This window comes from Chitinophaga sp. H8, from assembly GCF_040567655.1.
GTDB lineage: Bacteria > Bacteroidota > Bacteroidia > Chitinophagales > Chitinophagaceae > Chitinophaga > Chitinophaga defluvii.
Genome location: NZ_JBEXAC010000002.1, coordinates 1,479,391 through 1,493,688 on the forward strand (window position 1 = coordinate 1,479,391; position 14,298 = coordinate 1,493,688).

13 protein-coding genes are annotated in these 14,298 nt (G+C 43.7%); 7 read left to right on the forward strand and 6 right to left on the reverse strand.

The genetic code is table 11. The annotated features are described in order from the left end of the window. Positions 1–150: 150 nt before the first annotated feature. The 4 genes from dtd (at position 151) to ABR189_RS19925 (ending at position 3,447) form a co-directional block, all read left to right on the forward strand. Positions 151–603 (forward strand): D-aminoacyl-tRNA deacylase, encoded by a 453-nt coding sequence (gene dtd / locus ABR189_RS19910; RefSeq protein WP_354662229.1) that lies wholly within the window; start codon positions 151–153, stop codon positions 601–603. Between the two features lie 34 nt (positions 604–637). Next, on the forward strand, positions 638–964 hold the full coding sequence (locus ABR189_RS19915; protein ID WP_354662230.1) for a nucleotide pyrophosphohydrolase: 327 nt from the start codon (positions 638–640) through the stop codon (positions 962–964). 17 nt (positions 965–981) lie between these two features. Next, positions 982–1,944, forward strand: a complete 963-nt coding sequence (locus ABR189_RS19920) for a YihY/virulence factor BrkB family protein (protein ID WP_354662231.1) — start codon at positions 982–984, stop codon at positions 1,942–1,944. A gap of 72 nt (positions 1,945–2,016) precedes the next feature. Beyond that, positions 2,017–3,447, forward strand: coding sequence for a glycine--tRNA ligase (locus tag ABR189_RS19925; RefSeq protein ID WP_354662232.1), 1,431 nt, complete (start codon positions 2,017–2,019; stop codon positions 3,445–3,447). Between the two features lie 153 nt (positions 3,448–3,600). Here ABR189_RS19925 and ABR189_RS19930 read toward each other — a convergent pair whose 3' ends face one another. Then, complete coding sequence (locus ABR189_RS19930; RefSeq protein ID WP_354662233.1) at positions 3,601–4,326, reverse strand: ferredoxin--NADP reductase; 726 nt, start codon at positions 4,324–4,326, stop codon at positions 3,601–3,603. Positions 4,327–4,528: 202 nt separating this feature from the next. Here ABR189_RS19930 and mfd point away from each other — a divergent pair, with 202 nt between their 5' ends. Beyond that, the gene (gene mfd / locus ABR189_RS19935) at positions 4,529–7,921 is read left to right on the forward strand and encodes a transcription-repair coupling factor (protein ID WP_354662234.1); all 3,393 of its coding nucleotides are present in this window, start codon (positions 4,529–4,531) and stop codon (positions 7,919–7,921) included. A 5-nt stretch (positions 7,922–7,926) separates the two neighbouring features. On the opposite strand, the gene ABR189_RS19940 is transcribed toward mfd, so the two are convergent. Continuing rightward, the gene (locus tag ABR189_RS19940; RefSeq protein WP_354662235.1) at positions 7,927–9,852 is read right to left on the reverse strand and encodes a lectin-like domain-containing protein; all 1,926 of its coding nucleotides are present in this window, start codon (positions 9,850–9,852) and stop codon (positions 7,927–7,929) included. A gap of 256 nt (positions 9,853–10,108) precedes the next feature. Here ABR189_RS19940 and ABR189_RS19945 point away from each other — a divergent pair, with 256 nt between their 5' ends. After that, positions 10,109–10,837 carry an SIMPL domain-containing protein gene (locus ABR189_RS19945; RefSeq protein WP_354662236.1) on the forward strand — a complete coding sequence of 243 codons (729 nt, stop codon included), beginning with the start codon at positions 10,109–10,111 and terminating at the stop codon, positions 10,835–10,837. A gap of 90 nt (positions 10,838–10,927) precedes the next feature. Here the strand turns inward: ABR189_RS19945 and ABR189_RS19950 are convergent, their stop codons facing one another. From ABR189_RS19950 to ABR189_RS19965, 4 genes are all read right to left on the reverse strand, one after another. After that, complete coding sequence (locus tag ABR189_RS19950) at positions 10,928–11,245, reverse strand: hypothetical protein (RefSeq protein WP_354662237.1); 318 nt, start codon at positions 11,243–11,245, stop codon at positions 10,928–10,930. A 192-nt stretch (positions 11,246–11,437) separates the two neighbouring features. Further along, positions 11,438–11,710, reverse strand: coding sequence for a hypothetical protein (locus ABR189_RS19955; RefSeq protein ID WP_354662238.1), 273 nt, complete (start codon positions 11,708–11,710; stop codon positions 11,438–11,440). A gap of 118 nt (positions 11,711–11,828) precedes the next feature. Further along, entirely contained in the window at positions 11,829–12,278 is a 450-nt protein-coding gene (locus tag ABR189_RS19960; RefSeq protein WP_354662239.1) for a hypothetical protein, read from the reverse strand. 127 nt (positions 12,279–12,405) lie between these two features. Then, the gene (locus ABR189_RS19965; protein WP_354662240.1) at positions 12,406–12,801 is read right to left on the reverse strand and encodes a VOC family protein; all 396 of its coding nucleotides are present in this window, start codon (positions 12,799–12,801) and stop codon (positions 12,406–12,408) included. Positions 12,802–12,958: 157 nt separating this feature from the next. Between ABR189_RS19965 and ABR189_RS19970 the strand changes: the two genes are divergently transcribed. Further along, positions 12,959–14,293, forward strand: coding sequence for an AAA family ATPase (locus ABR189_RS19970; protein ID WP_354663606.1), 1,335 nt, complete (start codon positions 12,959–12,961; stop codon positions 14,291–14,293). Positions 14,294–14,298 lie beyond the last annotated feature (5 nt).

Below are 14,298 nucleotides of genomic sequence, written 5' to 3' on the forward strand. Positions count from 1 at the left end.
TATTTTTTAATTAACCATGAAGGTTATTTGAACTGGCAATTTATTTATTTAAAGCTTATCTGTTGAAATTTTTTAAGATATGTGCCCTGTGTAAACAGGTTATTTTCTATAATTTGCCGGGGAACCGGGTTGGTTTTATTAAGTGAACATATGCGAACAGTTATACAAAGGGTTGCCCAGGCCTCCGTTACGGTGGATGGCAAAATAACCGGAGAGATAGCAGGTGGCTTGCTGGTATTGTTGGGAATAGAAGATGCAGATAATATGGCAGATATCACCTGGCTGAGCAATAAAATAGTGAACCTGCGCATCTTTAATGATGCGGAAGGGGTGATGAATTTATCCGTAAAAGATATGCAGGGTGGGATTTTGTTAGTGAGTCAGTTTACCTTATATGCGGCAACCAAAAAAGGGAACCGTCCTTCGTATATTCGATCTGGTAAACCGGAAACCGCGATTCCCCTGTATGAAAAAATGATTGCGCAGTTGACTGCGGATCTGGGCCGGGAGGTGCAGACAGGTATCTTTGGTGCAGATATGAAGGTGGCCTTGCTGAATGATGGTCCGGTTACTATTATGATTGATACCAGGAACAAGGAATAGTTTCAGCTATTTTTAAACATAAAACAGGCATATTATGACGATTCAGGAAGCACAGGAAAGTATTGACAAATGGGTGAATACCACCGGCGTAAGATATTTTAGTGAACTTACCAATATGGCGATTTTAACGGAGGAAGTAGGAGAAGTGGCACGGTTAATGGCCAGACAATATGGCGACCAGTCTTTTAAAGAAAGCGATAAAAATAAGGAGCTGGCAGATGAACTGGCAGATGTGATGTGGGTGTTGCTCTGTATAGCCAATCAAACAGGTATTGATATGACAGCGGCACTGGAGAAGAACTTCGCCAAAAAGAGTATCCGGGATGCTGACCGGCATCGTAATAATGAAAAATTGCAGTAAGCACAAATCAAACAGGTATGCAACGTTTTGGAAAAATAAGCGATTACTGGCAGATATTAAAGCAGTCAGGCAGTGATTTTATTGATGATAAAGTACTGAAACTGAGCGCTTCCCTGGCGTATTATACTATATTTTCAGTAGCACCTATGCTTATTGTGATCATTTTCCTCTGCGACCTGTTTCTGGGGAAAGAAGCCATAGAGAACAATGTATATGGGCAGATTAAAGGGCTGGTAGGAAGTGATGCCGCTATACAGATACAGGATATGATCCGCAATGCTACCTTATCGCAGGATGCCGGCTGGGCCACTATACTGGGGGTTATTACCCTGATTATTGGTGCTACAGGGGTATTTGCAGAAATCCAGGATTCCATTAACAAAATCTGGCGGCTGAAAGCAAAACCTAAAAAGGGGCTGCTGAAAATGTTGCTTAACCGGCTACTGTCATTTTCCCTGGTGGTAAGCATGGGGTTTATATTATTGGTGTCACTGGTGATCAATGGTCTGATGGAGATCCTGAATAAAAGGCTGGCGACTATGTTTCCCGAACTGGCTGTGGTAACCATTTACGTGTTAAATATCGCTATTACGGTGATTGTCATCACTTCGCTTTTTGCCATTATTTTTAAGGTGTTGCCTGATGCCCGGATCAAGTGGCGGGATGTATTGGTAGGGTCCGTTACCACGGCAGTGCTTTTTATGCTGGGAAAATTTGGAATAGGTTATTACCTGGGCGCCAGTAAGATCAGCTCTTCTTATGGTGCTGCCGGCTCTATTGTGATCATTCTTTTGTGGGTATATTATTCCGCAGCGATCTTATATTTTGGGGCCGTGTTTACACGGGTATACATTCAATACCGGGGATCTACTATTTATCCGAATGATTATGCTGTCTGGATAAAAGAAACGGAAATCCCTCATGAGGAGGCAATGGCCCTGGAACATGGCGCTCAACAGTCAATACACCTCAATAAGTGAGCGTTAATTGTTAATGGGGTATTAAAAATTAGCATACGTATATTCAATTTTCAAAATTATCTTTGCCCCACTATGGCTACAGATCAGAATAAATTCCAGGCGATCATTTCGCATTGTAAGGAATACGGTTTTATTTTCCCTTCAAGTGAGATATATGATGGGTTGAGCGCAGTATATGATTACGGTCAGTATGGCTCTGAATTGAAGAAAAACATCAAGGATTATTGGTGGAAGAGCATGACGCAGCTGCATGAGAACATAGTTGGTATAGATGCTGCCATTTTTATGCATCCTACCACCTGGAAAGCATCCGGCCACGTAGATAATTTCAGTGATCCCATGATCGACAACAAGGATAGCAAAAAGCGTTACCGGGTTGATCATCTGCTGGAAGCACATGCGGAAACGCTGGCTCCGGCGGAAGGAGAAGCTTTGCTGGCGCAGATGGATGAGTTGCTGAAAGAGAATGATTTTGAAGGGTTGAAAAAGTTAATCGAAGATAACAAGATAAAATGCCAGGTGAGTGGTACGGTCAACTGGACGGATGTGCGTCAGTTTAACCTGATGTTTTCCACCCAGGTAGGTAGCGTGGCTGAGGATGCCAGCGAAATATACCTGCGTCCGGAAACGGCTCAGGGTATCTTCGTTAACTTCCTGAATGTGCAGAAAACCGGCCGGATGAAGATCCCTTTTGGTATTGCACAAATAGGTAAAGCCTTCCGTAATGAGATCGTGGCCCGTCAGTTCATTTTCCGTATGCGTGAATTTGAGCAGATGGAAATGCAGTTCTTTATCCGCCCTGGCACACAGAAGGAATGGTATGAGAAATGGAAGGAAGAGCGTATGAAATGGCACTTGAGCCTGGGCGTAGACCCCGCTAAGTATCATTTTAAAGATCATATCAAACTGGCACACTATGCAGATGCTGCCGTGGATATTGAGTATGAGTTCCCTATCGGATTCAAAGAAGTAGAAGGTATTCACTCCCGTACTGACTTTGATCTGAAACAGCACCAGGAATACAGCCGGAAGAAGCTGCAATATTTTGATACGGAGATCAACCAGAACTACATTCCTTATGTAATTGAAACTTCCATAGGGGTAGATCGTATGTTCCTGTTGACCATGTGTAATGCTTATGAAGAGCAGGACCTGAGTACAGCAGATAAGCAAGATAGCCGTGTGGTACTGAAATTCCCGGCTAAGCTGGCGCCTATTAAGCTGGCTATATTGCCATTGACCAAAAAGGATGGTTTACCGGAGGTAGCGCGGGAACTGATGGATACTTGTAAACAGCATTTCCATTGCTACTATGAAGAGAAAGATAGCATCGGTAAGCGTTACCGCCGTCAGGATGCTATTGGTACCCCTTTCTGTGTAACAATCGACCATCAGACTAAAGAAGATAACACAGTAACCATTCGCCACCGGGATAGTATGGAGCAGGAACGTGTGCCGTTGGAAAAAGTGAAGGAAATGGTTTTGTTGGAAATTAATCGCTAGAAAGGAGCTGCCAGCTACGAGCTTTGAGCTGCGAGATATACTCCGTAGATTATTTACTACGGTTTATGGCTCGCAGCTTTTTTATGGCATTGGGTGGCTCGTCGCATTTTACAGCAAAATATGTTCTCGCAGCTCGTGGCTCACGGCTCGGAGCTATCCATACAGCTCCAGGTGAATATCTTTACGATCATACCCCATAGCCTGAATACGTTGACGGGCTTCATCAATCATTTCTTTCCATCCGCAGAGGAAAAAGTTAGCCGGGCGCTTATCGGCAGCCAGCATTTCTTCATAAATTTTATGAACGTATCCTTTTTGCCCATGCCAGTTGGGATCTTCTCTTGAGAGGGTAGGGATATAGTTAAAACCAGGCATTTCCAGCTGCAATTGCTGTAGCTCTTCCGCATACAGGAGATCTTTCTGGTACCTGCAGCCAAAGATCAGGTTGATTTTTTGGTATGGTATAGCATGTTTTTTAATATGATGTACCATAGAGCGGAAAGGGGCAATGCCCGTACCTGTACAAATGAGGAACAATTCCTTTTCCAGTGGTTCAGGTAATACAAACACCCCTAATGGGCCACGAAGGGTCAGCTCACTCCCCTCCTTTATTTCATTGAACAGATAGGTACTGCCGGCTCCTCCTTCCAGCAATACGATGACCAGCTCTATTTCATTGCTACCATTAGGGTGGGAGGCGATGGAATAGCTCCGCCAGCGTTTATTCTTCTTTTCGTGGATGGGCAGGTCCAGTGTAACAAACTGACCTGGTTTGAAATCAAAACGGTCCTTTTCAGGAATGCTGATCCAAAACCTGCGGGTATTGTGAGTGGCGTCCACAATCTTTGTGACGTAGCCAGTTTGCCATTGTTCTAACATTGAGTTGGTGTTTGTTATAAATATAAGGAAAATAAGTTAATGGTTTCCCTTATGTATTGCCTGTTAAAAACAGCTTCTATTGACGGATAACCGGGTTATGGCCATGTGGCTTCGGGTGGGGAGGATCCGTCAGGCTTTTATGGTTTTAGGCAGGTGTGGCACCGTTTATGGTGCTTTAAAATTCCTTATCTTTGCAACCTTCATGAATTTACAGGGTGTTTTACAACTTTACCAACGCGATACCCGCCTGCAGTCGCTGGTAAAAGGGATACAACAGTCCGCCCCACAGCACTTTCAGTTGACCGCTCTTTCGGGTAGTTCCATCAACTTTGTGGCAGTGGGAGCCTGGGCACATGCAGATGCAAATCATCTTTTTATCCTCAACGATAAAGAGGAAGCCGCCTATTTCCATAATGACCTGGAGCAGTTGAGCCAGGCGCTGGATGTATTTTACTTTCCGGATTCCTATAAAAAAACAGGACAGTTCCAGGAGTTTAACAGCAGCCACAGTATGTTGAGAACGGAAGCGCTCATGCGGTTTTCTTCCGATGGGAATGCGGTGCGCAAAAAAATCCTGGTCACCTACCCGGAAGCACTGTGGGAGAAAGTAGCCGGTGCCGCTGCTTTTAATACCAACATGGTACAGTTAAAAGTGGGGGATGTACTGAAGGTAGATCCTCTGTTGGAAAAGCTGGTAGGCTGGGGATTCCACGCTACTGATTTTGTGTATGAACCTGGTCAGTATGCCGTGCGTGGCGGTATTCTGGATATCTACTCCTTTGGGAATGAGAAACCATACCGGATAGAACTGTTTGGGGAGGATATTGATTCCATCCGCTTGTTTGATCCGGAAACCCAGCTGAGCGAACGTAAGCTGTCGCAGATTACCCTGATTGCCAATATGGACGCACATACCGCCGGACATGTGAAAACTTCCCTGTTGGAGTTTTTGCCGGAAAATACCGTGGTATGGATAAAGGACCCTGCTTTTGTGGCAGGTGTGGTAGAACAACTGGAAACAAGACTGGATGAGTGGTTGCAAACCGGTAAAAAAGTAAGGGTAGATGAAGAGGAAGAGATGGCGCTTACCGCAAATGATTTTGTACCGGCCAGCAAGCTGATCGCAGAAATTTTGCAGCGGCATTGTATTGTATTTGGAAATAATAACTGGTGGCAGGATCAGCAGCTTGCTCCTGTAGTTATTGATTTTGAAACGAAAGAACAACCCGTTTTTAACAGGCAGTTTGATCTGCTGATTAAAGACCTGGACCAACATAACAAACAAAAATACGGGCTGTTTATCTTTGCTGATAATCCCCGGCAGCTGGAAAGGTTGCGCAGTATTTTTGAAGACCTGAAAGCGGAGTTTGTTTTTTATCCTATTCCGGTACCTATCAGCGCAGGGTTTATAGATCATACCTTAAAGATTGCGTGTTATACAGATCATCAGATCTTTCAGCGTTACCATAAGTATAAAGTAAAACAGGCCTACAACAAGAACAAGGCGATTACCATGAAAACGCTGCGGGAATTACAACCCGGCGATTTCGTAACGCATATTGATCATGGGGTGGGTGTATATAGCGGACTTCAGAAAATTGAGGCCAACGGAAAAATGCAGGAGGCGATCCGCATTATTTACAAAAACAACGATCTGTTGTATGTAAATATCAACTCCCTGCATAAGATCAGTAAGTATACAGGTAAGGAAGGGGTAGAACCACGGGTAAACAAGCTGGGTAGTGATGCATGGGATAAGCTGAAAGAGAAGGCTAAAACCCAGGTTAAAGATATTGCGAAGGATTTGATCCGCTTGTATGCGGTACGTAAAGCGCAGGAAGGTTTTGCGCATACGCCGGATACTTATCTGCAAACCGAACTGGAAGCTTCTTTTATCTATGATGATACACCGGATCAGAGTAAAGCCACGGCAGATGTAAAAAGAGATATGGAGTCGCCGGCGCCAATGGACCGGCTGGTGTGCGGGGATGTGGGCTTTGGTAAAACGGAGGTAGCCGTTCGTGCTGCCTTTAAAACACTGGTAGATGGTAAGCAGGCTGCGATATTAGTGCCTACCACTATCCTGGCTTTTCAGCATTACAAAACGTTTTCTGAAAGGCTGAAGGATTTCCCCTGCACCATTGATTACCTGAACCGTTTTAAATCTTCCAAACAAAAGAAAGAAACCCTTCAGCGACTGGCAGAAGGTAAAATAGATATTATTATCGGCACCCATGCCTTGCTGAGTAAGGATGTGAAGTTTAAAGACCTGGGGGTGCTGGTAGTAGATGAAGAACAAAAATTTGGTGTATCTGCAAAAGAAAAGCTGAAGCAACTTAAGTACAATGTGGATACGTTGACATTAACGGCTACGCCTATACCCCGTACATTGCAGTTCTCATTGATGGGCGCCCGTGATCTTTCCATTATCAATACGCCTCCGCCTAACCGGCAGTCCATTGAAACAGAGGTACTGGTGTTTGACCAGGACCAGATCAGGGACGCTATTTATTTTGAAACAGAGCGGGGTGGGCAGGTATATTTTATTCATAACAGGATTAAGGGGTTAGGTGAAATAGCGGGGCTTATACAGGGGCTTTGTCCTGATTTGTCTATTGCTACTGCGCACGGGCAACTCGAAGGGCATCAGCTGGAAGAAGTAGTCCTGGATTTTATAGACCGCAAGTATGATGTGCTGGTGTGTACCAACATTGTAGAAAGCGGGGTGGACATACCGAATGCAAATACAATTATCATCAATAATGCGCATCACTTTGGATTAAGTGATCTGCACCAGCTGCGTGGCCGTGTAGGGCGTAGTAATAAAAAAGCATTCTGTTATTTGCTGGCACCTCCTATGAGCACCTTACCTGCTGACAGCCGTAAACGTTTGCAAACACTGGAGCAGCATAGTGAACTGGGTAGTGGTTTTCAGATAGCGATGCGCGATCTGGATATACGTGGTGCAGGTAATCTGCTGGGTGGTGAGCAAAGCGGGTTTATGGCAGAGATAGGCTTTGATATGTACCAGAAAATCCTGGACGAAGCTATCCGGGAGCTGAAGCAAAATGAATTCCGGGAGCTGTTCCGCGAACAGATGGAAGAGAAGAAAGACTACATTAATGATTGTACGATAGATACAGATCTGGAAATACTCATTCCGGACACGTATGTAGAAAGTATACAGGAGCGATTGAACCTTTATCAGGAACTGGATAACATTGCTACAGAAGACAAGTTGCAGGTCTTTGAGATGGAGCTGCAGGACCGATTTGGGCCTGTTCCTGCTCCTGTAAAAGATTTGTTTGCGGCTATCCGTTGCCGGTGGATGGCAATCCAGCTGGGCTTTGAAAAGATGATGCTGAAAGAAGAGAAACTACGTTGTTATTTCATCAGCAATCCGGATTCTCCTTACTTTGAATCTCCTGGCTTCCATCATATTTTACACTACATTCAAACACGCACCAATAATGCCCGCTTAAAGCAGGTAGGAAAGAATTTTATGCTGGTTGTGGAACGTATCCGTTCTATGACTGAAATGTATACTTTCCTACATGGCATGATGCAAAAAGCACCGGCGGAAAAAACGGAATAACCAGCTTATCGTATCAGGGTTAATGTCCCTTTTTGTACATGCTGCCTGCCGGTGTAATCTTTTCCACTGATCACCCAGATGTAAGTGTCTATGGGCTGCGGTATGCCTTGATATGTACCGTCCCAGCTCCGGGTAAGAGAAGTGGTATAAAAAAGTTCCTGCCCCCACCGATTCCATACCCGGAAATAGTCTAGCTTGGGAATGCCTGCTGCAATAGCACGGAAAAAATCATTCGTACCATCTCCATTAGGAGAAAAGGCGGTAGGCACATAAAACGCAGGGCCTTTATATACACGTACCAATAAGGAATCTTTTTGTATACATCCTTCCGGCGACATTACCGTAAGGCGGAATTGCTGGTCCTTCTGCAGTATGGCTACCGGATTGGCAATGTGGCTATCGGAAAGTCCTGTAGCAGGTTCCCACTGGAACTGTGTGGCACCATTGGAAACGGACTGTAATTGTAAGGGTTGCAGTACTGCCACCAGCGTATCTGGTCCTGCGTCCAGTTTCAGGTCAATAATACTGATATCCGCATAAGCGCTGTCTGATGCACAGCCATCTTCACTTATTGCGTATAGTCTTGTATGATAGGTACCACCATTGGGATAAGTATGGGTAGGATTTTGTATGCCGGAGGTAGTGGTATCATCCAGTCGCCATAGCCAATCGCGGATGCTGACCTGTGGCGTCAGGTTATTGGCGGTGAAATTTACGGGTAATCCCAGGCAAACATTATTTCCCTGAGCGCTTACTTCCGGTATGGGGTAGGCCGGCAGTATTTTGCTGGCGCTGTTACTGCAGCCACCAGGCGTAGTAACAGTAAGGTTTACGGTATAGTTATCAGGACGGTCATAAACCGTTTGAGGATGTTGTGTGGTGGCAGTAGCACCATTACCCAGTTCCCATTGCCATTTTTGCACTGTGCCGGTGGTTACAGCAGAGGCATCTCTGAGCTGGATGGTTCTGCCCACACATAACAGGTCGGCCGTAAAATCGGCTATGGGGTAAGTATCCACTGCCACCCGTTGTTGCAGGGTATCAGAAATACAACCACTATTATCTTCGATCACCAGTTTAACATCATATTGCCCAGGTGGGAACAGATGAGGCGGAGGCTGTGCTTGTGTATAGGTAGTACCATCATCAAAATCCCAGAACCAGTGGGTTATGGTACCGAAAGATTGGGAGTCATCACCAAACACTACGGGTGTGCCTTCGCAAAACAGCTGTTGATGATCAAAACGGAGTTGCGGACGGAGGGCCGCACAAAACTGTTGTTCGTTGATTTCCCCACCGGTAGAACCAGCAAAGCCCCAATAAACCATGGGATCCGCCCCAAATACGTCGTTCACCAGGTCTTTGGTGGCAGAGAGCCGTAACTGGCCATCCACACTTACTTCCAGCAACTGCCGGGCTGCATCCCATTTAATGCGGAAAATATGCCATTTACAATCTTTTATGTTACTCGTGTTGGGCAACACTTCTATGGTACCAGTCAGGTTTTCGGGACTGCTGTGATCTGTAATGCCATTTACCTGGATGGCCAGGTGATCATAAGCAGGATCGTTCTCATCCAGGTTCTGATAGGTATCTATGATCACGCCCAATGAAGGAGCAATGCCTTTGAAGCCGATGCCTTGCCCGGAAGCGCCCAGATTGGTGCCTTTTGTTTGCAGGATAAACCCGATCCCGTCTGCGCCGGTAGTTCTGCACCCCAGGTTTACGTCAAATACATAGTCGAATGACTGGAGGAGGTTGATCTTGTTTTTATTCCATACCGTACCGCTTTTAAAGCCCGCATCCGGTGTCAGTATATAACAATTGCAGGTGCGCTGAACAGCATCTCCGTTTAAGATATAGGGTGTTTGCCCATATGCCATTACATGGAGGGATAATACTAACAACAGAAGGCATAAGGCTTTGTGCATATTTTTGAATGACTAGAAAAATAGTGTTTTTTTCTTGTGTAACATATGCTTTGTTTAAACGTTTCATACCCAGCATTACACATATATTCATTTTTATAAAGTAAGGGGTTGGGAATATTTTTTTGGGGTATTTTATGGAAAATGGAAACAGGGGTGCATCATGCTAGTGAAAATTTGTAACAGGCATCTGCAGTATTAATAAAGCAGATGTGATCGATAAAAACAAACATTAATAATTAAATACAAAACGTTTAAGATGAAAAAGGTAATGTTATTAGCAGCGGGTTTATTTTTAGCCATGACCACCTGGGCACAGCAGACAGACAACAAGCCTCCGGTAAAGAAGATTGAAGTAAACGGCTCCGCAGAAATTGAGATTACACCGGATGAGATTTTCCTGAATATTTCACTGCGAGAGTATAATAAGAACAAAAGCACCAAAGTAGATATCAGCACACTGGAAAAACAATTGCAAAAGGCAGTAGCAGATGCAGGACTTCCCAAGGAAAGCCTGACCATTGAAAATGTGTATGGCAGTAACTATGATTGGTTCTGGCGTAAAAAGAAAAACGATCAGGATTTTATTGCCCGTAAGCAATACCGTCTTAAGCTGAGCAAGCTGGATAAGGTTAACAGCATCTTATTTGCAGTGGACGCAGAAGGTATCGAAAATGTAAATATTGCTTCCTTTAACCATACTAAAATGGATCAGTTCCGTAAAGAAGCAAAGATCAAGGCTTTACAGGCTGCTAAAGAGAAAGCAGGGTATATGCTGGATGGTATTGGCGAAAAGATAAATGGCGTGCTGGAAGTGCAGGAAATCCCTACTGATAATTACAGTGATGCACGCCCGATGGCAAATGTAATGACCGGAAAAATGACAGGTAGTGTGAGCCGGGATTATGTAGCAGAATCTATCCCTGACATTGACTTCAAGACCATAAAAGTACGTGCAGAAGTAAGAGCCGTATTTGCGATTAAATAATGATTGGTGAACGGGTATTAAAACAGAGGTTGTCTCATTTGAGTTGAGACAACCTCTGTTTTTTCTGATAGCTAAATAAGCGGTTAGAAGTTATTCTATGAAGTGAATGTTTTCTGTCTTCAAGTTGTGGGACAAAATGTATTTTATTTTATTTTTATTTCTGTAATAGTAGTCGGTTCCTCCGGTAGAATTTATCACAGTGCTATCGGGGCCGAGTGCCAGCGTATGCTCCAGTTTTTTTTCAATTAATTTATATTTTTTCATGCTACGCAATTTTTTAAGATTGGCATCAATATTTAAATCAGTCTGATAATCAGTTTGTAATTGAAGAAGACGTTTACCAATTCTTTTTTGATTGCTACACCCTAAAATAAATAATGGGAATATTATAGTTAGTACTTTTTTCAAATTTACAGTTTTTGTATAGTTGCAGTTGCTTTAAGAAATTCAGGAGCATAATTCGGATCATATATCCATTCCACTGCACCTGCATTTTTAATATCCGCCTTGGATAAGTAATTTCTATAAAAGACAAAGGTATCAAAAAGGTTATTGTCTCTATTAAAGTTCCATTAATTGATAGTATTATAGGATTGTTTATTAGGGTTGGGTTTGGTAGCTCGGTTCGTCTCTTCTATACTGGTAGGTTTTTCGGGGGAGTGGATGATCATCATTAGTCCTGGCCGAATTGGAAGTTGTAGTTCCGCTAATGGGTGTTGAAATCCTGGCAGTTCCTGAAATTTCAATTTTATCTCTATCGTTCAGCTTACTTAATAAGTCATTCATTTGTTTTTTAGAGATAGGTGTTTGGTTTGTTTCTTTTTCAGATGTGCCTGAATGCTGTGTTTTCAGAGCCACATTTTTTCGTTTCATTACAAATCATCCTTTACATTAATGTCAGTTATTTGAGGTCGCTTAGAAAGTAGAATGACAAAAGATAAAAGCCCTGCCTGAAAAGGCGGGGCTGTTTTGATAGTTCGTAAAACGATGATTAATGAATATAGACTTTAAAAGTCCCGTCCGTTAATGGCTTTTCAGTTTCGCCACTTGTTAATGTACCCGTAAAGGTTCCTTCCGCGTACTTACTATTAATGCTTGTAATGTTTACAGTTAATGTGCTGGTAATGTAACCCACTCCTTCCTGTTTGATATTCATCAACGTCAGGCTGGCCCTGGTATTAGTGCCGGGCTTTATCACATCCGGAAAAAAAACAATCAGCTCCTGATGGTTTACAAAGTTGTTGGAAACACCATCTACGATCAATGCTTTTTTACCTGCCGTATCAATGATTTCAGTAAAAATCTGGTTGGCGTTATAGGCCATACCATCTACTTTAAAAGAGAAGGCATCCTGTGGTACGGTTTCTTTTTTCTCACAGCTGGTCAATCCTGCTATGCCTGCAAAAAATGCAGGCATTAACCATCTAAATTTCATAGGCATAGGTGTGGTATAGGGATAAATATGGTTGCAATATATAGTGAATATTACTAATTAAATATTTTATTTATGGGTTATTTTACAGAGGTAGCTGGTGTGTTTTGTAAGTAATTGATAGCGAGTAATATTTTTATGATTGATTTAATTGCACCAATATGATTTCATTGCCATAGAGGTCGAGGAAATGCAGGAATTGGTATTCGGGAGTAGTTTGGGGCGCTTTTGTAATACGTACCTGGTGTGAAATTAATTGCTGATGAAGTTCCTCAAATGAATCGGTATAGAGTACAAAAGTAGGATGACCACCAGTTTGTTTGCCCACCAGTTGCAGATCAGCAGGCGTTTGTGCCTGCAGGAACCATATGCCGGTAGCATCACCTGTTTGAGGCGCGATGTGAAGAAAGCGCTGACCGTTGGGGGTAGTTGTTTCAAATATTTTTTTGAAGCCCAGGGCTGTTTCATAGAATGAAAATGCTTCGTCATAATCCTTCACCAGCAGTACCATTCTTCCTAATGTGTTTTGCATAATCGGGGATTTTGAAGGGTTGTTCAGGGGGCAGGTATCTTTGCTAACTGTAACACCGTTACCTTTACAGCCAAAATAGTATAATTAACAATATTTTTGCGGGTTAAATTACTATTATTACAAATCTTATTACACGAATAAAAGATACGTTTTTTTGATGTCAACAGAAGTGATCAAACAATTGCAGGAAGCCGTACAGTTTTCACCGGAGAATGTTCCTTTACGTATGCACCTGGCGCAGGTGTTGCTACAGGATTTTGAATATGTGCAGGCAGAAGAGCAATACAGGAAAGTGCTGGAGCTATCGCCGGAGAACACAGCTGCAGAGCTGGGGCTGGCCCGTACCTTTTATCATCAGCAGAAATATTCAGCAGCCATTGTGGTATTAGAGCAGCTGGAGCAGCATGAAGGGGATCACTTTGATGCCTTGCTGCTGCATTGCCGCATATTGGTAAAGGAAAATTCATTGGAAGCTGCGCGGGATATCTATGAGCAGCTGCTCCACTTGAGTCCGGGATTCAGGGATGAAACCCTGGATGGCCATTTCCGTGTTACACAGCAGCATTATGTATCCTCTCTGGATGAAGATGATGAAGATGAGGAGGATGAAACAGGCAAGGTGTTTTTGCTGGAAAAGCCGGACATCAATTTCTCTGATGTAGGTGGTATGGAGCGGGAAAAGCAGGAAATAGACCTGAAGATCATCAAGCCTTTGCAATTTCCTGAGTTGTATAAAGCTTATGGTAAGAAAGCAGGTGGGGGTATTTTGTTGTATGGTCCTCCGGGTTGTGGTAAAACCTATCTGGCCAAAGCAACTGCCGGGCAGATACAGGCAGAGTTTATCAATGTAGGCATACATGATGTGTTGGATATGTGGATCGGCAACAGTGAGAAGAACCTGCACAGTTTGTTTGAGCTGGCGCGGCAATGCAAACCTTGTGTATTGTTCTTTGATGAAGTGGATGCATTGGGGGCCAACCGCAATACCATGCGCAGCAGTGGTGCCAGTCACCTGATCAACCAGTTTTTATCTGAAATGGATGGTATTGCCGCCGACAATGAAAATCTGCTGATCATAGGAGCCACCAATGCGCCCTGGCATCTGGACCCTGCTTTCCGCAGGCCAGGACGTTTTGACCGGATTATTTTTGTAGAACCACCTAATACACAGGGCCGGGAAGACATCCTGCAGTTGCAGCTGAAGGACAAGCCTGTAGCTAATGTAGATTATGCTGCGCTGGCCAAAGCTACTACCGGTTATTCCGGTGCTGATCTGAAAGCTATTATTGATATAGCGGTGGAAGAAAAGTTGCTGGAAGCCTTGCAGAAAGGGGTACAACTACCCATTACGCAAAAGGAGCTGTTAAAGGCAGCAAAAACGCACAAAGCTACCACCCGTGAATGGTTTAATACAGCCCGTAACTATGCGCTGTATGCCAATGAAGCCGGGCTGTATGATGATGTGCTGAAATACCTGGATATTAAGAAATAACGTTT